Origin of the sequence: Actibacterium ureilyticum, from assembly GCF_002285435.1 — a bacterium.
Taxonomy (GTDB): domain Bacteria; phylum Pseudomonadota; class Alphaproteobacteria; order Rhodobacterales; family Rhodobacteraceae; genus Actibacterium_C; species Actibacterium_C ureilyticum.
Map to the genome: position 1 here is coordinate 101813 of NZ_NSBT01000036.1, position 15644 is coordinate 117456.

Genomic DNA, 15644 nt, shown 5'->3' on the forward strand with positions numbered 1-15644 from the left:
ACAGAACGGCCCGATAAGCGCATATCCCTAGTTCATTGGGAGATGCGCGCATGTTCATTCAGACCGAATCCACACCGAACCCGGCAACGCTGAAATTCCTGCCCGGCCAGACCGTCCTGGAAACCGGCACCGCCGACTTCCCCAGCCCCGATGCGGCGGGGCCGTCGCCGCTGGCGCAACGGATCTTCGCGGTTTCCGGTGTCACGGGCGTGTTCTTCGGCATGGATTTCGTCACCGTCACCAAGGACGAAGCGGTGGAATGGGACCACGTGAAGCCCGCGATCCTGGGCGCGATCATGGAACATTTCCAGTCCGGCCAGCCGGTTATGCAGGGCGCGGCCCAGGCCCCGGCAGGTCACGCCGACCATGACGGACCGGACGCCGAGATCGTGAACCAGATCAAGGATCTGCTGGACACACGCGTGCGGCCCGCCGTGGCGCAGGATGGCGGCGACATCACCTTCCACGGTTTCGATCGCGGCATCGTCTATCTGCACATGCAGGGCGCCTGCGCTGGTTGCCCGTCCTCGACCCTGACGCTGAAGATGGGGATCGAGAACCTGCTGCGCCACTATATCCCCGAGGTTATCGAAGTCCGCCCCGTCGCCGCCTGATGCAGCCCAAGGGCGGGTTCGACCCGAATATCCTGGCCTTTGACACCAGCCTGCCGCAGATCTCGGCGGCGGTGATGTCCGACGTGATCCTTGCCGAACGGGACGAGGCGATGCAGCGCGGACAGGCCGAGCGGCTGATGCCGCTTCTGGATGAATTGCTGAAAGAAGCCGGCGGCAGCCTGCGTGACCTGGACCTGATCGCCGTGGGCATCGGGCCGGGCAACTTCACCGGCATCCGGATTTCGGTTTCCGCCGCGCGCGGGCTGGCATTGGCGCTGGGTATCCCCGCCATCGGCGTGTCGATGTTCGAGGCGCTGCTGGATTGGGACGGCCCGCTGGCGCAACCGGCCCAAGTGTTGAGTATCGAGGCGCCGCGCGGCAACGCCTATGTCCAGCCGTTCCGCTATGGCAAGCCGCAATCGCCCCCGCGGCTGATCGACCCAGCCGATCCCCCCGCCGATCTGGAACGGCCGGTCAACATGACCGTGCGCGGCTTTCGCGCCGACGAGATCGCCAAACCCTTTCACGCCGAACACGCGCTGATCGGTCCGTCCCGCGTGGCCGCCCACATGGCCCGGATCGCCGAAATCCGTTGGCGCGACGCAGGGTTCGATCCCGCCGCGCGGCCCGCGCCGCTTTATGTGCGCCCCGCCGATGCCGCACCGCCCTCTGACCCGCCGCCGGTGATCCTGGATGACGCCTGAGGCGCTGGCCGATCTGCATGTGCTGTGTTTCACCAGCCCCCGCCCCTGGACCGCGACAGAGTTTCGCGACCTGCTGCGCGCGCCCGGTACGTTTCTGGCGACGGTCGCGGACGGGTTCGTCCTAGGCCGGGTCATCGCGGACGAGGCCGAATTGCTGACGATCGCCGTTCATCCCGACGCCCGCCGCGCGGGTCACGGTGCGCGGCTGTTGCGCGCATTCATCGACGGGGCCCGTGCGCGCGGCGCGACCCGCGCGTTCCTTGAGGTCGCCGCCGACAACGCCGCCGCGCGGGGTCTTTATGCCGCGCAGGGCTTCACCGAATGCGGGCAACGTCCCGGCTATTATCGCGGGCCGGATGGCCGGGCGACGGATGCGCTGGTGCTGGAACGCGCGCTGACTGACCCGGCGTCATGGCAAAACCCGGGGACGTGATTGGCGAAAAACCGGTTGACCGCCCCCCATGGCTGCGGCCTTAATTGCGGTTAATCCGTCCCATACGCATCGTTTCGGTCCGTATCGGCGCCACGGACAAAACCAATGGCAACCGGGAGCTTAACCATGACCATCTTTCAGAAATTCTTGGGCGCGACCGCTGCGCTGGCGCTGAGCGCGGGCGCGGCCCTTGCCGATCCGGCCCTGATCTTCGATCTGGGCGGCAAGTTCGACAAGTCTTTCAACGAGGCGGCCTTTAACGGTGCCGAACGCTGGGCCAAGGAAACCGGCGGCACATATCTGGATATCGAGATGCAGTCCGAAGCCCAGCGCGAACAGGCGCTGCGCCGCTTCGCCGAGGCTGGCGCGAACCCGATCATCACCACCGGTTTCGCAATGGCAGACCCGGTGGCCGAGGTCGCCCCGGATTACCCCGAGATCACCTTCGTCAATATCGACGGCTTCCTGGCCGAGATCCCCGACAACGTGCTGATGATCGCGTTCGAGGAACATCAGGGCTCTTACCTTGTCGGCATCCTGGCCGCGATGGCCAGCAAGACCGGCACGGTCGGTTTCGTGGGTGGCATGGATGTGCCGCTGATCCGTCACTTCGCCTGCGGCTATGCCCAGGGCGCGAAATCGGTCAATCCCGACATCAAGATCGTCGCCAACATGACCGGCACGACCCCGGCGGCGTGGAACGACCCGGTGAAGGGCGGCGAGCTGGCCAAGGCGCAATACAGCCAGGGCGCGGATGTGATCTATGCCGCGGCGGGCGGCACCGGCGTGGGCGTGTTGCAGGCCGCGGCGGACGAAGGGATCTATTCCATCGGCGTCGACAGCAACCAGAACCACCTGCATCCCGGTTCGGTCCTGACCTCAATGCTGAAGCGCGTGGATGTCGCGGTCTATGACGTGCTGAAATCCGGCGCAGACACACAGACGGGCCAGATGCGCCTGGGCCTGGCCGAAGAGGGCGTTGGCTATGCCGTCGACGACAACAACGCGGCGCTGATCACCGACGAGATGAAAGCCGCCGCCGAGGACGCGAAAGCCAAGATCATCGCGGGCGAGCTGAATGTCGTCAGCTATTACGAAAACGACAGCTGCCCGGCGCTGAGCTTCTGATCGGCCCGATAACCTGAATACCGGCAGGGGCGGGTTGCCGCCCCTGTCATTTCCAAACGACCGGGCCCCGTCATGACCACCGCTGCCGCCATTGAACTCAAGGGTATTTCCAAGGCCTTTGGCCCCGTTCAGGCCAACAAGGATATCAGCATCCGCGTGATGCCCGGCACGATCCACGGGATCATCGGCGAAAACGGCGCCGGGAAATCCACGCTGATGTCGATCCTCTTCGGGTTCTACAAGGCCGACGCGGGCGAGATCTTCATCAACGGCACCAAGGCCAACATCACCGACAGCCAGACCGCGATCCGCGCGGGCATCGGCATGGTGTTTCAGCATTTCAAGCTGGTGCAGAATTTCAGCGTGCTGGAAAACGTGATCCTGGGGGCCGAGGATGGCGCGCTGCTGCGCCCGTCGCTGGCCAAGGCGCGCGGCGAGCTGAAGCGCCTGGCCGAGGAATACGAATTGCATGTCGACCCCGACGCGCTGATCGAGGATCTGTCCGTGGGCCACCAGCAGCGGGTCGAGATCCTGAAGGCGCTGTACCGGCAGGCCGACATCCTGATCCTGGACGAGCCCACCGGCGTTCTGACCCCGGCCGAGGCCGACCAGCTGTTTCGCATCCTGGAACGGCTGCGCGAAGAGGGGAAGACGATCATCCTGATCACCCACAAGCTGCGCGAGATCATGCATATCACCGACACGGTCAGCGTGATGCGGCGCGGCCAGATGACGGCGACCGTCAAGACATCGGAAACAAGCCCCGAGCAACTGGCCGAGCTGATGGTGGGCCGCAAGGTTCTGCTGCGCGTCGACAAGAAACCCGCCACCCCCGGCGCCCCGGTGCTGGAGGTCGAGAACCTGCGCGTGATCGACGAACACGGGGTGGAACGGCTGAAAGGCGTGTCGCTGAACGTGCGCGCGGGCGAGATCCTGGGCATCGCGGGTGTCGCGGGCAACGGCCAGTCCGCCCTGCTGGAGGTTCTGGGCGGTATGATCCCCGCCACCGGCACCGTGCGTATGAACGGTCAGGAACTTGACCTGACCGGCACCGCATCCGACGGGCAATCGCGGCGCGCGCGTGGCATCGCCCATGTGCCCGAAGACCGCCAGCATGACGGGCTGATCATGGATTTCAGCGCGTGGGAGAACACGGTTTTCGGCTATCACAACGATCCCGCGATCCAGTCCAACGCGCTGCTGATGGACAACGCCGCGATCCGCGCCGACACGGCGGCCAAGATGGAACGCTTCGACGTGCGCCCGCCCGACCCCTTCCTGCCCGCCAAAAGCTTTTCCGGCGGCAACCAGCAGAAGATCGTTCTGGCGCGCGAGATCGAGCGCAACCCCGACCTGTTGCTGATCGGCCAGCCCACGCGCGGCGTCGATATCGGTGCGATCGAGTTTATCCACCAGCGCGTTGTCGAACTGCGCGATGCAGGCAAGGCGATCCTGCTGGTCAGCGTCGAGCTGGACGAGATCATGTCGCTGTCCGACCGGATCGCGGTGATGTTCGACGGCCGGATCATGGGCGAACGCCTGCCGGAACAGACCAACGAAACCGAACTGGGCCTGTTGATGGCCGGCGTCAACGAGGAGGCCGCCTGAGATGGAGATCCTGCCGAAATGGGCCGATGCGGTTCTGGTCCCGATCTTCAGCCTGCTGATCGCCTTTGCCCTGTCGGCGCTGGTCATCATCGCCATCGGCGAAGATCCGGTCGCCGCGGTCAAGATGATGGTGACGGGCGCCGTGGGGTCGACCTATGGCTGGGGCTATACGCTCTATTACGCCACCAACTTCATGTTCACCGGGCTGGCCTTTGCCGTGGCCTTTCACGCCGCGATGTTCAACATCGGAGCCGAGGGGCAGGCGACGCTGGGCGGTCTGGGCGTGGCGCTGGTCTGTCTGGCGGTGCCGTGGCCGCATTGGGCGCTGGCCCTGCCCGCCGCGATGGTGGGCGGCGCGCTGTTCGGGGCGGCCTTTGCGGCGATCCCGGCCTGGCTTCAGGCCAAGCGCGGCAGCCATATCGTGATCACCACGATCATGTTCAATTTCATCAGCGCGTCGATCCTGAACTTCCTGCTGGTGAACATGCTGCGGCCCAAGGGGTCGATGGACCCCGCCACCGCCAAGTTTCCCGCCGGCACCAACCTGCCCACGCTGCATGATATCCTGGGCGTGTTCGGCATTCCGTTTTCCCGTGCCGCACCGGCCAATATCGCGTTCTTCATCGCGCTGCTGGCCTGTGTTCTGGTCTGGCTGCTGATCTGGCGCACGCGGATCGGGTACCAGATCCGCGCCTTCGGCAAATCGGAATCCGCCGCCGTTTATGCCGGGATCTCTCCGGTCAAGATCATCATGGTGGCGATGCTGATTTCCGGCGCGCTGGCCGGGCTGATGGCGATCAACAATGTGATGGGCGAGGCCGAGCGGCTGGTCCTGAATTCGGTCGAGGGGGCGGGCTTCATCGGCATCGCCGTGGCGCTGATGGGCCGCAACCACCCGTTCGGCATCTTCCTGGCAGCGATCCTGTTCGGGTTCTTGTACCAGGGCGGCGCCGAGCTGGCATTGTGGACGAACATCCCGCGCGAGCTGATCGTGGTGATCCAGGCGCTGGTGATCCTGTTCACCGGCGCGCTGGACAACATGGTGCGCATGCCGCTGGAGCGGATCTTCCTGGCATTCCGGCGGGGGAAAGCGTGATGGATTTCGCAACCGTCCTGCAAGTGCTGGATTCCACCGTGCGGCTGGCCACGCCGCTGCTGCTGGCTTGTCTGGCGGGGCTGTTTTCAGAACGCTCGGGCATTTTCGACATCGGGCTCGAGGGCAAGATGCTGGCCGCGGCCTTTTTGTCGGCGGCAGTCGCGGCGGTGACCGGCAGCGTCTGGTGGGGGCTGCTGGCGGGGATCGGCGCGTCGATGTTCCTGTCGGTGATCCACGGGCTGGCCTCGATCACCTTTCGCGGCAACCAGCTGATTTCCGGCGTCGCGATCAACTTTCTGGCCGCCGGGCTGACGGTGGTGATCGCGCAGGACTGGTTCGATCAGGGTGGCCGCACGCCGTCGCTGGGCGGGGATGCGCGGTTCGGGCCGATCACCCTGCCGCTGGCCGATACGCTGCGCGATGTGCCGGTCTTCGGGCCGATCTATCACGACCTGATCTCGGGCCATACGCTTCTGGTCTATTTCGCGCTAGCGATGGTGCCGCTGACATGGTGGCTGCTCTATCGCACGCGCTTTGGCCTGCGGCTGCGTGCGGTGGGCGAAAACCCCGCGGCGGTCGATACCGCCGGCGTTTCGGTCATCGGGCTGCGCTTTGCCGCCGTGGCGATCTGTGGCGTGCTGTGCGGCATCGCGGGCGCCTATCTGGCCACGGCGTTGCAGGCGGGCTTCGTCAAGGACATGACGGCCGGGCGCGGCTATATCGCGCTGGCGGCGCTGATCTTTGCAAAGTGGCGGCCGTGGTACGCGCTGTCGGCCACGTTGCTCTTCGGGTTCCTGCAGGCGGTCGCGCTGCGCTATCAGAATATCGACCTGGGCGGTTTCGTCGTTCCGGTGCAGTTCATGGACGCCCTGCCCTATATCCTGACCGTCATCATCCTGGCCGGTTTCGTGGGCAAGGCCATCCCGCCGCGCGCCGGGGGCGAGCCTTACGTCAAAGAACGCTAGACCCCGGCACGTTGCCGGTGCAGAATTTCCACAGGCCCGATCCGCCCGCCGGATCGTTTCAGACCGACCGTAACCGCCAGGGAGCGTCATGCAGATCTACCTCCCCATTGCCGAAGTGTCCGTGAACGCATTCGTGCTGTTGGGGCTGGGCGGGTTGGTCGGCATCCTGTCGGGGATGTTCGGCGTGGGCGGCGGGTTCCTGATCACGCCGCTGCTGTTCTTCATCGGCATCCCCCCGACCGTCGCGGTGGCCACATCCGCCAATCAGATCGTCGCCTCGTCCTTTTCCGGCGTGCTGGCCCATTTCAGGCGCAAGACCGTCGATTTGCGCATGGGGGTCGTGCTGCTTGTGGGCGGCCTGATCGGGGCGGCGCTTGGGGTGATCCTGTTCAACTATCTGCGGCAGCTGGGGCAGGTCGATCTGCTGGTGCGGCTTTGCTATGTGGTCTTTCTGGGGGTGATCGGCGGGCTGATGTTCATCGAAAGTCTGCGGGCGATGCGCCGCTCCCGGCGGGCGGGTGGCGCACCCAAACGCCGTCAGCACAACTGGATCCACGGGCTGCCGTTCAAGATGAAATTCCGCACCTCGGGGCTTTATATCTCGGTCATTCCGCCGGTGCTGGTGGGGGTTCTGGTCGGGGTTCTGGCCGCCGTGATGGGTGTGGGCGGCGGGTTCATCATGGTGCCCGCGATGATCTATATCCTGGGCATGCCGACCAAGGTCGTGATCGGCACGTCGCTTTTTCAGATCATCTTCGTGACCGCCTTTACCACGCTGCTGCACGCCACCACCAACTATACCGTCGACATGGCGCTGGCGGTGCTGCTGCTGGTGGGTGGGGTGATCGGCGCACAGGTCGGCACCCAGATCGGCCTGAAGCTCAAGGCCGAACAGCTGCGCGTTCTGCTGGCCGGGCTTGTGCTGCTGGTCTGCGGCAAGCTGGCGCTGGATCTGCTGCTGCAACCGTCCGAGCTGTATTCGCTGGGCGATGGGAGCGGTCAGTGATGCTGTGGCGGTTGTGCCTTTGCCTGACCCTGCTGGCGCTGCCGCTGCGCGCGGAAGAGGTCGTCGCCGGCCTCAGCCAGGCGCGGGTGTCGATCACCGCCAATTTTGCCGGATCGGAAATCCTGGTCTTCGGCGCGATCAAGCGCGAGGCGCCCATCGACGAGGTGCCGCTGAACGTGATCATCGCGGTCTCTGGCCCCGCGACGCCGGTGGTCGTGCGCCGCAAGGCCCGCCAGTTCGGCATCTGGGTCAACAGCGACGCGGTCGAGGTCGACGCCGCGCCCAGCTTCTATGCCGTGGCCAGCACCGCCCCCCTGTCCCAGATCCTGTCGAACACCGAGGATCTGCGCCACCGCATTTCGACCCCACGCGCGATCCGGGCAGTGGGCGTGACCGATACCGTCGCCGATACCGAGAATTTCACCCAGGCCCTGATGCGCATCCGCAGCCGGCAGGGCCTGTATCAGACCGACCCCGAAGCGGTCGTGCTGCGCGAACAGACGCTGTTTCGCGGCTCTATCGCCCTGCCCGCGAACCTGACCGAGGGGCTTTACACCACCCGGATCTTCCTGACCCGCGAAGGGCGGGTGATCGACGCCTATCAGACCGCGATCGAGGTGCAGAAGGTCGGGCTGGAACGCTGGATCTTTCGGCTGGCCCATGATCATCCGCTGATCTATGGGCTTTTGTCCTTGGCCATCGCCATCGCGGCGGGCTGGGGGGCCTCGTCCTTCTTCCGGTATGTGCGCAGCTGAGCGATACGCTCTTCCAGCTGCGCATCGACCAGCGCCCCAAGCAGCACCAGAAAAGCCGAAATATAGAGCCACATCAGCAGCGCGATCACCGCCCCGATCGAGCCATAGATCTGGTTGTAATTCCCGAAATTCGCCAGATAGATCGAAAACCCCGCCGAAGCCGCCGCCCACATCACCGTGACCAGCAGCACCCCCGGCGACAGCAGCGGCAAGGGCGATGGCGCCGCCCGGTTGGGGCCAAAGCGATAGACCACGATCAGCGCGCCCGACACCACGCCCACCGCCGCGCACCACCGGATCAACTCGAACAGGATCGATGTCAACTCGCCCAGCGGGAGAAAGGCCAGCAGGATCGGCGCCACCACCACGGTCGCCAGCGCCACCAGCGCCACACCGATCAGCGCCAGGGTCAGCGTCAGGGCAACGACATAGTGGCGCAGCCCGGTGCGGTTGCGCACCCCGTGGATCGTGTTCAGCCCGGTGATCAGCGCCCCCACCCCGGACCGCGCCGACCACAGCGCCAGCAACAGCGACAGCAGCGACGCCCAGCCCAGCGTGGTCGAGGGCGCCGTCACCAGCCCCGACACCTGCGTCTGCAACAGGTCGAACACATCGCCGGGCAGGAACTGGCGCGTCAGCTCCATTTCCTGCTGGACGACATAAGGGTCGGCCACCAGCCCCCACAAGGCGACGACGGCGGCCAGCCCGGGAAAGATCGCCAGCATCGAAAAGAACGCCACACCGGCAGAGACAAGCGGCAATGTCTTGTCGCCGCTGTTGCGCAGCAGGGCGGCCAGAAATGCCCAGGTGACAGTCAGATAGGGCAAGCGCCCCCCATGAATTGCTTGGGGACAGCAAATCGTGCCTGCCCCTTGCGGTCAACACCCAAGACCGGGCGCGGCGGGGATCGCTTGCCAATCGCTGCCGTGCGTGCGACCCTGAGACGCCCCTGAAGCAACAAGGTGCTTTCCGTGAACAGCTCGACCAAAGTCACGCCAGATGCCACCACCGGCACGGGACAGACGACGCTTCCGCAGGTCACGCATACGCGCAACCCCGGCCTGCCGCTGGATATGGACTGGGTGCGCGGCGCACAGGCCAACCGATCGGCCATCGAGCGGCGCACCGCAACCCTGCCCGGACGGCGGTCGGTCAAGAAGGACTATCAGGCGGCCTGGCTGCTGAAGGCGATCACCTGCATCGACCTGACCACGCTGGCGGGCGACGATACCGAAGACCGCGTGCGGCGGCTCTGCGCCAAGGCGCGCCAGCCGGTGCGGCCCGACCTGTTGCAGGCGCTTGGCATGGGGCCGATCCATACCGGCGCGGTCTGCGTTTATCACGACATGGTGGCGACCGCGGTCGATGCGCTGCAGGGCACGGGCATTCCCGTGGCCGCCGTCAGCACCGGTTTTCCCGCCGGGCTGTCGCCCTTTCACCTGCGCGTGGCCGAGATCGGCGAAAGCGTTCAGGCCGGTGCCGAAGAAATCGACATCGTGATCTCGCGCCGGCATGTCCTGACCGGCAACTGGCAGGCGCTGTACGACGAGATGCGCGAGTTTCGCGCCGCCTGTGGCGCCGCCCATGTCAAGGCGATCCTGGCCACGGGCGAGCTGGGCTCCTTGCGCAATGTGGCGCGCGCCAGTCTGGTCTGCATGATGGCGGGGGCGGATTTCATCAAGACCTCGACCGGGAAGGAAAGCGTCAACGCCACCCTGCCCGTCAGCCTGGTGATGATCCGCGCGATCCGCGATTACCACGAACGGACCGGGTTCCGGGTGGGCTATAAGCCCGCGGGCGGGATATCCAAGGCCAAGGATTCGCTGGTCTATCTGAGCCTGATCAAGGACGAGTTGGGCAACCGCTGGCTGCAGCCGGATCTGTTCCGCTTCGGCGCGTCATCCCTGCTGGGCGATATCGAGCGGCAATTGGAACACAATGTGACCGGCGCCTATTCGGCCGCATGGCGCCACCCGGCGGGCTAGGCGCCCCGTGGGCCGGTTCGGCATTTGAGTATTTGGACCAAGAAGAAGCACCATGACGATCAAAGAAGCCTTCGACACCATGGAATACGGCCCCGCCCCCGAAAGCGCGGCCGAGGCGCTGGCCTGGCTGGTCGATGGCGGCGACCGGTTCGGGCATTTCATCGATGGCGCCTTCACCGCGCCGGGTGACGGGTTCGAAAGCCGCAACCCGGCCACGGGCGAGGTTCTGGCGACATTGTCGCAGGCGACGCAATCGGATGTGGATGCCGCCGTTTCGGCCGCACGCAAGGCGCAGGGCAAATGGGCGAAGCTGGGCGGCCATGGGCGGGCGAAATACCTGTATGCGCTGGCGCGGCTGGTGCAGAAACACAGCCGTCTGTTCGCGGTTCTGGAAACGCTGGACAATGGCAAGCCGATCCGCGAAAGCCGCGATATCGACGTGCCGCTGGTGCATCGGCATTTCTATTACCACGCCGGTCTCGCGCAGTTGATGGAGAGCGAGCTTCCGGGGCATGAGCCTTTGGGCGTGTGCGGCCAGATCATCCCGTGGAACTTCCCCTTGCTGATGCTGGCGTGGAAGGTCGCGCCGGCGCTGGCGGCGGGCAATACCGTGGTTCTGAAACCGGCGGAATATACCTCGCTGACCGCGCTTCTCTTTGCCGACATCTGCCGCGAGGCCGGGCTGCCCAAGGGCGTGGTCAATATCGTGACCGGCGACGGCGCGGTGGGCGAGATGATCGTGAGCCACCCCGATATCGACAAGATCGCCTTTACCGGCTCGACCGAGGTGGGGCGGCATATCCGCCGCGCCACCGCCGGGTCGGGCAAGGCGCTGACATTGGAGCTGGGCGGGAAGTCCCCCTATATCGTCTTTGACGACGCCGATATCGACTCCGCGGTCGAGGGGCTGGTCGACGCGATCTGGTTCAACCAGGGCCAGGTCTGTTGCGCAGGCAGCCGGTTGCTGGTGCAGGAGGGGATTGCCGAGCGGTTCCACACCAAACTGCGGGCCCGCATGGACGGGCTGCGCATTGGCGATCCGCTGGACAAATGCATCGACGTGGGCGCGGTTGTCGATCCGGTGCAGTTGCAACGCATCACCGATCTGGTCGATGCGCATGGCAATGAGGGAGAGGTGCATCGCGCCGCCTGCCCGCTGCCGGAGGGGTGTTTCTATCCGCCGACGCTGATCACCGGGCTGTCGCCAGCCTCGCCCCTGATGCAGGAAGAGATCTTTGGCCCCGTGCTGGTCGGCACGACCTTCCGCACCCCGGCCGAGGCGGTGCAGCTGGCCAACAACACGCGATATGGTCTGGCCGCGACGGTCTGGACAGAAAACATCAACTTGGCGCTGGATGTCGCGCCCAAGCTGGTGGCGGGCGTGGTCTGGGTGAATGCCACCAACATGTTCGATGCGGCGGCCGAATTCGGTGGCGTGCGCGAAAGCGGCTTCGGGCGCGAGGGCGGTTGGGACGGTCTGCACGCCTATCTGAAGCCCGCGACCAAGACCAAGCGGTTGAAACAGCTGCTGCCGGTCGACAAACCGGCCGAGCCCGAGGTGACCGATCCGCTGGACCGCACGGCCAAGCTTTATATCGGCGGCAAACAGGCGCGGCCCGACAGCGGTTATTCCCGCGCCGTGCATGGGCCGCGCGGCCAGTTGCTGGGTCATATGGGCCTGGGTAGCCGCAAGGACATCCGCAACGCGGTCGAGGCCGCGCGCGGCGCCAGCGGCTGGGCGGGCGGCACCGGGCATTTGCGGGCGCAAATCCTGTATTACGTGGCCGAGAACCTGTCGGCGCGCCGGACGGAATTTTCCGGGCGCCTGCACGGGCTGACCGGGCAGCACACCCGCACGACCGAGGCCGAGGTCGATGCCGCCATCGCGCGGCTTTTCACCTATGCCGCCTGGGCCGACAAATACGATGGCGCGGCGCATTCGGTGCCGATCCGCGGTGTCGCGCTGGCGATGAAGGAACCTGTGGGGGTGATCGGCGCGCTGTGCCCCGATGAAATGCCGCTGCTGGGGCTGGTTTCGGTCATGGCGCCCGCGATCGCGATGGGCAACCGCTGTGTGCTGGTGCCATCAGAACCCTATCCGCTGGCGGCGACGGATTTCTATCAGGTGCTGGATACCTCGGACGTGCCGGGGGGCGTGGTGAACATCGTCACCGGCAGCCACGCCGAACTGGCGCCCACGCTGGCCAGCCACATGGATGTTGATGCGGTCTGGAGCTTTTCGTCGACCGACCTGTCGGCGGTGATCGAAACCGAGGCCGCCGGGAACCTGAAACGCAGTTGGGTGAACAACCGTCGCAACCGCGACTGGATGGGCCCCGAGGGCGAAGGCCGTGCCTTTTTGCGCGCCGCGACCGAGGTCAAGACGATCTGGGTGCCCTATGGAGAGTGACGCACCCTAACCCGCCAGCAGCCGCAGGCCGTGGGTGACATCCGCACGCACCGCCAGACGCAGCCCCGGCTCGTCGCCCGCTTTCAGCGCGGCAACGATGGATTTGTGAAACTGCGGCGATTCCGTCCGACCCAACCGACCGTACAGCGCCCGCATCGTCGGCCCCAGTTGCAGCCAGACGGTTTCGGTCAGCGCCAGCATCGCGGGCGCCTGTGCGCGCAGGTAAAGCGTGCGGTGAAACTCCAGATTGGCGCGGATATAGCCCACCGCATCGTGGCGGCTGACGACCTCGGCCAGGGTATGGTTGATGTCCTGCAACCGGTCGATCAGCGCGATATGGGCGCGCGGCAGGGCTCGGCTGGCCAGTTCCGGCTCCAGCAACGCGCGCAGGGCGGCCAGTTCCTCGATCCGCTCGTTCGACAGGGCGGGCGTGGCCACCCGCCCGGACGAGGACAGGGTCAGCGCGCCTTCGGCGACCAGCCGCCGCACCGCCTCGCGCGCAGGCGTCATCGACACGCCGAATTGTTGCCCGATCCCGCGCAGGGTCAGCGATGCACCGGGCGTTAGCTCGCCATGCATGATCTTGCCGCGCAAGCTGCGATACAGCCTTTCATGCGCGGCAATGCCGCCTTCGCCGGTTCGGGTGCTCGTGTCCATCCGCAAATGTGATCACAAAAAGCCGCAGCCGGTCAATCGCCAAAGCGCACCGCATGCAGGGATGCGCCGTTTTCGCGCAGCCAGCGGCGCGGCGTCTGGTAATCGGGGCAGAGCCGCGCCACCACGCGCCAGAACGCGGGGCTATGGTTCATCTCGACCAGGTGGGCGACCTCATGCGCCGCGACATAGTCCGAGACCGCATCCGGCGCCATGATCAGCCGCCAGGAATACATCAGCGCCCCCTGGCTGGAACACGACCCCCAGCGCGAGCGTGTGTCGCGCAAGACCAGCCGCTCGTATCCCCGCCCCAGCGTGGCCGCGTGATGATCGGACCGCGCCGCCAGATGCTCGCGCGCGGCCAGCTTCAGGAAAGCCGCGATCGCAGTGCCCGGGTTGGCGGATTTGCGCGACACCATCAGGCGCGCGCCCTCGACCCGGACGCGCCCGGCATCGGCAAGTGCCACCTCGACCGGCTGGCCGCGAAACGGGATCGTGACCCCCGGCCCGATCGTCCGGTCCTGGGGCCTGCGGTCCAGATGGCCGCGAATCCAGGCCTCTTTCTCGCGCAGGAACGACAGCCCCTCATCCTCGGGCGCGTGGTTCGGCAGGGTCAACGTCACCCGCCCATCCAGCTGCGACACACGCAGGCTCAGCCGCCGCGCCCGGCCGGACCGGCGCAACGTCACGGTGATGGGGGGATCTCCGGGAAGCTCGGCGCGTTTCATGTTCTACCTGTTTGCCCCAATCTAACAGGGCCCGCGACACCCGGACAGCCGAAAAACCACTTTGCCCCCGCGAAACCGGAAAAGCCCTTTGACACACACAGGCACTTGTGGCAGTTGGCTCCGACCCTGATACGTTTTCGGACCGAAGAGGACTCCCATGCCCAAGGAAGAATGGGGCGTTAAACGCGTTTGCCCGAACTGCTCGACCCGTTTCTATGACCTGCAGCGCGACCCGATGGTGTGCCCGTCCTGCGGCCACAGCATGTCGCTTGAAAGCCTGACCAGCGGCAAAGGCCGGACTCTGGTGGCCGACAAGTCGGACAAGGCCTCGAAGCAATCCAGCGATGACGAGTCGCTGGCGGATGATGTCGTGCTGGACGATGACGACGATGATTCCGACGTGGATCTGGGCGACGACGTGCTGGAAGACGACGACGAGGATGTGTCGCTGGACGACATCGCGGACGTGTCCACCGACGACGACGAAAGCTAATCGCATCCGGGGGGATTTTTCGCTTGATCTCCCCCCGGTGCTTCCATAAATACGGGCCGTCGGAGAGATCCGACCACACTGGTCCGGGGCCTTAGCTCAGTTGGGAGAGCGCTTGCATGGCATGCAAGAGGTCAGGGGTTCGACTCCCCTAGGCTCCACCAAATCCCCTTTGGTGCATTTAGCATAACCTTTCCTTTTATTCTGCATAGCTCTTCCATTTGTTGGGCTTTAGGTTCAGGGTTCATAACCAATAGATGACGAGAGCAGCGAGAGCGATTGCTGAGAGGAACACCTTGGAGCATCGGTCGTATCTGGTCGCCAGGCGCCGCCAATCCTTGAGCCTGCCGAACATGATCTCGATCCGGTTTCGCCATTTGTAGCGGCGCTTGTCGTATTTAACCGGCGTCTTGCGTTGCTTTCGTCCAGGGATACAGGCGCGTATCCCCTTGTCCTGCAATGCTTCTCGGAACCAGTCGGCGTCGTAGCCGCGATCCCCGAGCAGCCATTTGACGTTTGGCAGGCGACTGAGCAACGCCCGCGCGCCGATGTAGTCGCTCACCTGTCCTGCGGTGACGAACAAGTCGATTGGGCGTCCCTGGCTGTCACAGACGGCATGCAGTTTGGTGTTCATTCCGCCCTTGGTCCGACCGATCAGGCGGCCACGCCCCCCTTTTTCACGGCCATGCTGGTCGCTGTTCGGTGGGCCTTGAGATATGTCTCGTCAATCATCACGGTATTCTCTTCAGCATGCTCCGCAGCCAGGCCGACCATCATCCGGGCGAAGATGCCTTTCTCGCTCCAACGCCCCCACCGGCTGTAGAGCGTTTTGTGGGGGCCATAGGCTGCGGGAGCATCGCGCCACCTTAAGCCATTGCGGTTGATGAAAATAATTCCGCTCAAAACCCGCCTGTCGTCAACACGGGGCTTGCCATGGGACTTCGGAAAGAAGGGTTACAGACGCGCCATCTGCGCGTCGGTCAGCCAGAAAAGATCGCTCATGTTACCGCTCCGTTTTGGAGCCCTGAATCACGCCGCGCGGCGGAAATCAATGCATCCTGACCCTAG

At 65.2% G+C, this 15644-nt stretch carries 15 protein-coding genes, 1 tRNA gene and 1 pseudogene; 13 read left to right on the forward strand and 4 right to left on the reverse strand.

Annotation, left to right across the window (positions count from 1 at the left end):
• Positions 1-50 precede the first annotated feature (50 nt).
• The 9 genes from CLM60_RS12800 to CLM60_RS12840 all read left to right on the forward strand — a co-directional run bounded on the left by CLM60_RS12800 (position 51) and on the right by CLM60_RS12840 (position 8309).
• Complete coding sequence (locus CLM60_RS12800) at positions 51-614, forward strand: NifU family protein (RefSeq protein WP_095589527.1); 564 nt, start codon at positions 51-53, stop codon at positions 612-614.
• On the forward strand, positions 614-1318 hold the full coding sequence (gene tsaB, locus CLM60_RS12805) for a tRNA (adenosine(37)-N6)-threonylcarbamoyltransferase complex dimerization subunit type 1 TsaB (RefSeq protein WP_095589528.1): 705 nt from the start codon (positions 614-616) through the stop codon (positions 1316-1318). Before CLM60_RS12800 ends, tsaB begins: the two co-directional genes overlap by 1 nt.
• Complete coding sequence (locus tag CLM60_RS12810) at positions 1308-1751, forward strand: GNAT family N-acetyltransferase (RefSeq protein ID WP_095589529.1); 444 nt, start codon at positions 1308-1310, stop codon at positions 1749-1751. The genes tsaB and CLM60_RS12810 overlap by 11 nt, the downstream gene beginning before the upstream one ends.
• 126 nt (positions 1752-1877) lie before the next feature.
• Positions 1878-2879, forward strand: coding sequence for a BMP family lipoprotein (locus CLM60_RS12815; protein ID WP_095589530.1), 1002 nt, complete (start codon positions 1878-1880; stop codon positions 2877-2879).
• A gap of 72 nt (positions 2880-2951) precedes the next feature.
• Positions 2952-4487 carry an ABC transporter ATP-binding protein gene (locus tag CLM60_RS12820; protein ID WP_095589531.1) on the forward strand — a complete coding sequence of 512 codons (1536 nt, stop codon included), beginning with the start codon at positions 2952-2954 and terminating at the stop codon, positions 4485-4487.
• A 1-nt stretch (position 4488) separates the two neighbouring features.
• Complete coding sequence (locus CLM60_RS12825) at positions 4489-5583, forward strand: ABC transporter permease (RefSeq protein ID WP_095589532.1); 1095 nt, start codon at positions 4489-4491, stop codon at positions 5581-5583.
• Entirely contained in the window at positions 5583-6548 is a 966-nt protein-coding gene (locus tag CLM60_RS12830) for an ABC transporter permease (protein WP_095589533.1), read from the forward strand. The genes CLM60_RS12825 and CLM60_RS12830 overlap by 1 nt, the downstream gene beginning before the upstream one ends.
• Before the next feature lie 88 nt (positions 6549-6636).
• Positions 6637-7554 (forward strand): sulfite exporter TauE/SafE family protein, encoded by a 918-nt coding sequence (locus CLM60_RS12835; RefSeq protein WP_095589534.1) that lies wholly within the window; start codon positions 6637-6639, stop codon positions 7552-7554.
• Positions 7554-8309 (forward strand): TIGR02186 family protein, encoded by a 756-nt coding sequence (locus tag CLM60_RS12840; RefSeq protein ID WP_095589535.1) that lies wholly within the window; start codon positions 7554-7556, stop codon positions 8307-8309. Before CLM60_RS12835 ends, CLM60_RS12840 begins: the two co-directional genes overlap by 1 nt.
• On the opposite strand, the gene CLM60_RS12845 is transcribed toward CLM60_RS12840, so the two are convergent.
• Positions 8231-9136, reverse strand: a complete 906-nt coding sequence (locus CLM60_RS12845; RefSeq protein ID WP_245848405.1) for a YihY/virulence factor BrkB family protein — start codon at positions 9134-9136, stop codon at positions 8231-8233. The genes CLM60_RS12840 and CLM60_RS12845 overlap by 79 nt on opposite strands.
• A gap of 144 nt (positions 9137-9280) precedes the next feature.
• Between CLM60_RS12845 and deoC the strand changes: the two genes are divergently transcribed.
• Together deoC and CLM60_RS12855 are read left to right on the forward strand one after the other, a co-directional pair.
• On the forward strand, positions 9281-10294 hold the full coding sequence (gene deoC, locus CLM60_RS12850) for a deoxyribose-phosphate aldolase (protein WP_245848406.1): 1014 nt from the start codon (positions 9281-9283) through the stop codon (positions 10292-10294).
• Between the two features lie 52 nt (positions 10295-10346).
• Positions 10347-12704 (forward strand): aldehyde dehydrogenase family protein, encoded by a 2358-nt coding sequence (locus CLM60_RS12855; protein ID WP_095589536.1) that lies wholly within the window; start codon positions 10347-10349, stop codon positions 12702-12704.
• Positions 12705-12710: 6 nt separating this feature from the next.
• Here CLM60_RS12855 and CLM60_RS12860 read toward each other — a convergent pair whose 3' ends face one another.
• Positions 12711-13361, reverse strand: a complete 651-nt coding sequence (locus tag CLM60_RS12860) for a GntR family transcriptional regulator (RefSeq protein WP_095589537.1) — start codon at positions 13359-13361, stop codon at positions 12711-12713.
• Between the two features lie 32 nt (positions 13362-13393).
• On the reverse strand, positions 13394-14086 hold the full coding sequence (locus CLM60_RS12865) for a M48 family metallopeptidase (protein WP_095589538.1): 693 nt from the start codon (positions 14084-14086) through the stop codon (positions 13394-13396).
• A gap of 157 nt (positions 14087-14243) precedes the next feature.
• Between CLM60_RS12865 and CLM60_RS12870 the strand changes: the two genes are divergently transcribed.
• Together CLM60_RS12870 and CLM60_RS12875 are read left to right on the forward strand one after the other, a co-directional pair.
• Entirely contained in the window at positions 14244-14579 is a 336-nt protein-coding gene (locus CLM60_RS12870; protein WP_095589539.1) for a TIGR02300 family protein, read from the forward strand.
• A gap of 85 nt (positions 14580-14664) precedes the next feature.
• Positions 14665-14740 (forward strand) — tRNA-Ala (locus CLM60_RS12875).
• A gap of 80 nt (positions 14741-14820) precedes the next feature.
• Here the strand turns inward: CLM60_RS12875 and CLM60_RS12880 are convergent.
• Positions 14821-15578, reverse strand: a pseudogene (locus tag CLM60_RS12880) (IS5 family transposase).
• Positions 15579-15644: the final 66 nt, after the last annotated feature.

Excerpts from the sequence above, each read along its gene's own strand:
- CLM60_RS12860 (WP_095589537.1), bottom strand. The coding sequence starts at position 13,361 with ATGGACACGAGCACCCGAACCGGCGAAGGCGGCATTGCCGCGCATGAA.
- CLM60_RS12815 (WP_095589530.1), top strand. The coding sequence starts at position 1,878 with ATGACCATCTTTCAGAAATTCTTGGGCGCGACCGCTGCGCTGGCGCTG.
- tsaB (WP_095589528.1), top strand. The coding sequence starts at position 614 with ATGCAGCCCAAGGGCGGGTTCGACCCGAATATCCTGGCCTTTGACACC.
- CLM60_RS12870 (WP_095589539.1), top strand. The coding sequence starts at position 14,244 with ATGCCCAAGGAAGAATGGGGCGTTAAACGCGTTTGCCCGAACTGCTCG.
- CLM60_RS12855 (WP_095589536.1), top strand. The coding sequence starts at position 10,347 with ATGACGATCAAAGAAGCCTTCGACACCATGGAATACGGCCCCGCCCCC.
- CLM60_RS12865 (WP_095589538.1), bottom strand. The coding sequence starts at position 14,086 with ATGAAACGCGCCGAGCTTCCCGGAGATCCCCCCATCACCGTGACGTTG.
- CLM60_RS12840 (WP_095589535.1), top strand. The coding sequence starts at position 7,554 with ATGCTGTGGCGGTTGTGCCTTTGCCTGACCCTGCTGGCGCTGCCGCTG.
- CLM60_RS12810 (WP_095589529.1), top strand. The coding sequence starts at position 1,308 with ATGACGCCTGAGGCGCTGGCCGATCTGCATGTGCTGTGTTTCACCAGC.
- CLM60_RS12830 (WP_095589533.1), top strand. The coding sequence starts at position 5,583 with ATGGATTTCGCAACCGTCCTGCAAGTGCTGGATTCCACCGTGCGGCTG.
- CLM60_RS12800 (WP_095589527.1), top strand. The coding sequence starts at position 51 with ATGTTCATTCAGACCGAATCCACACCGAACCCGGCAACGCTGAAATTC.
- CLM60_RS12820 (WP_095589531.1), top strand. The coding sequence starts at position 2,952 with ATGACCACCGCTGCCGCCATTGAACTCAAGGGTATTTCCAAGGCCTTT.
- CLM60_RS12825 (WP_095589532.1), top strand. The coding sequence starts at position 4,489 with ATGGAGATCCTGCCGAAATGGGCCGATGCGGTTCTGGTCCCGATCTTC.
- CLM60_RS12835 (WP_095589534.1), top strand. The coding sequence starts at position 6,637 with ATGCAGATCTACCTCCCCATTGCCGAAGTGTCCGTGAACGCATTCGTG.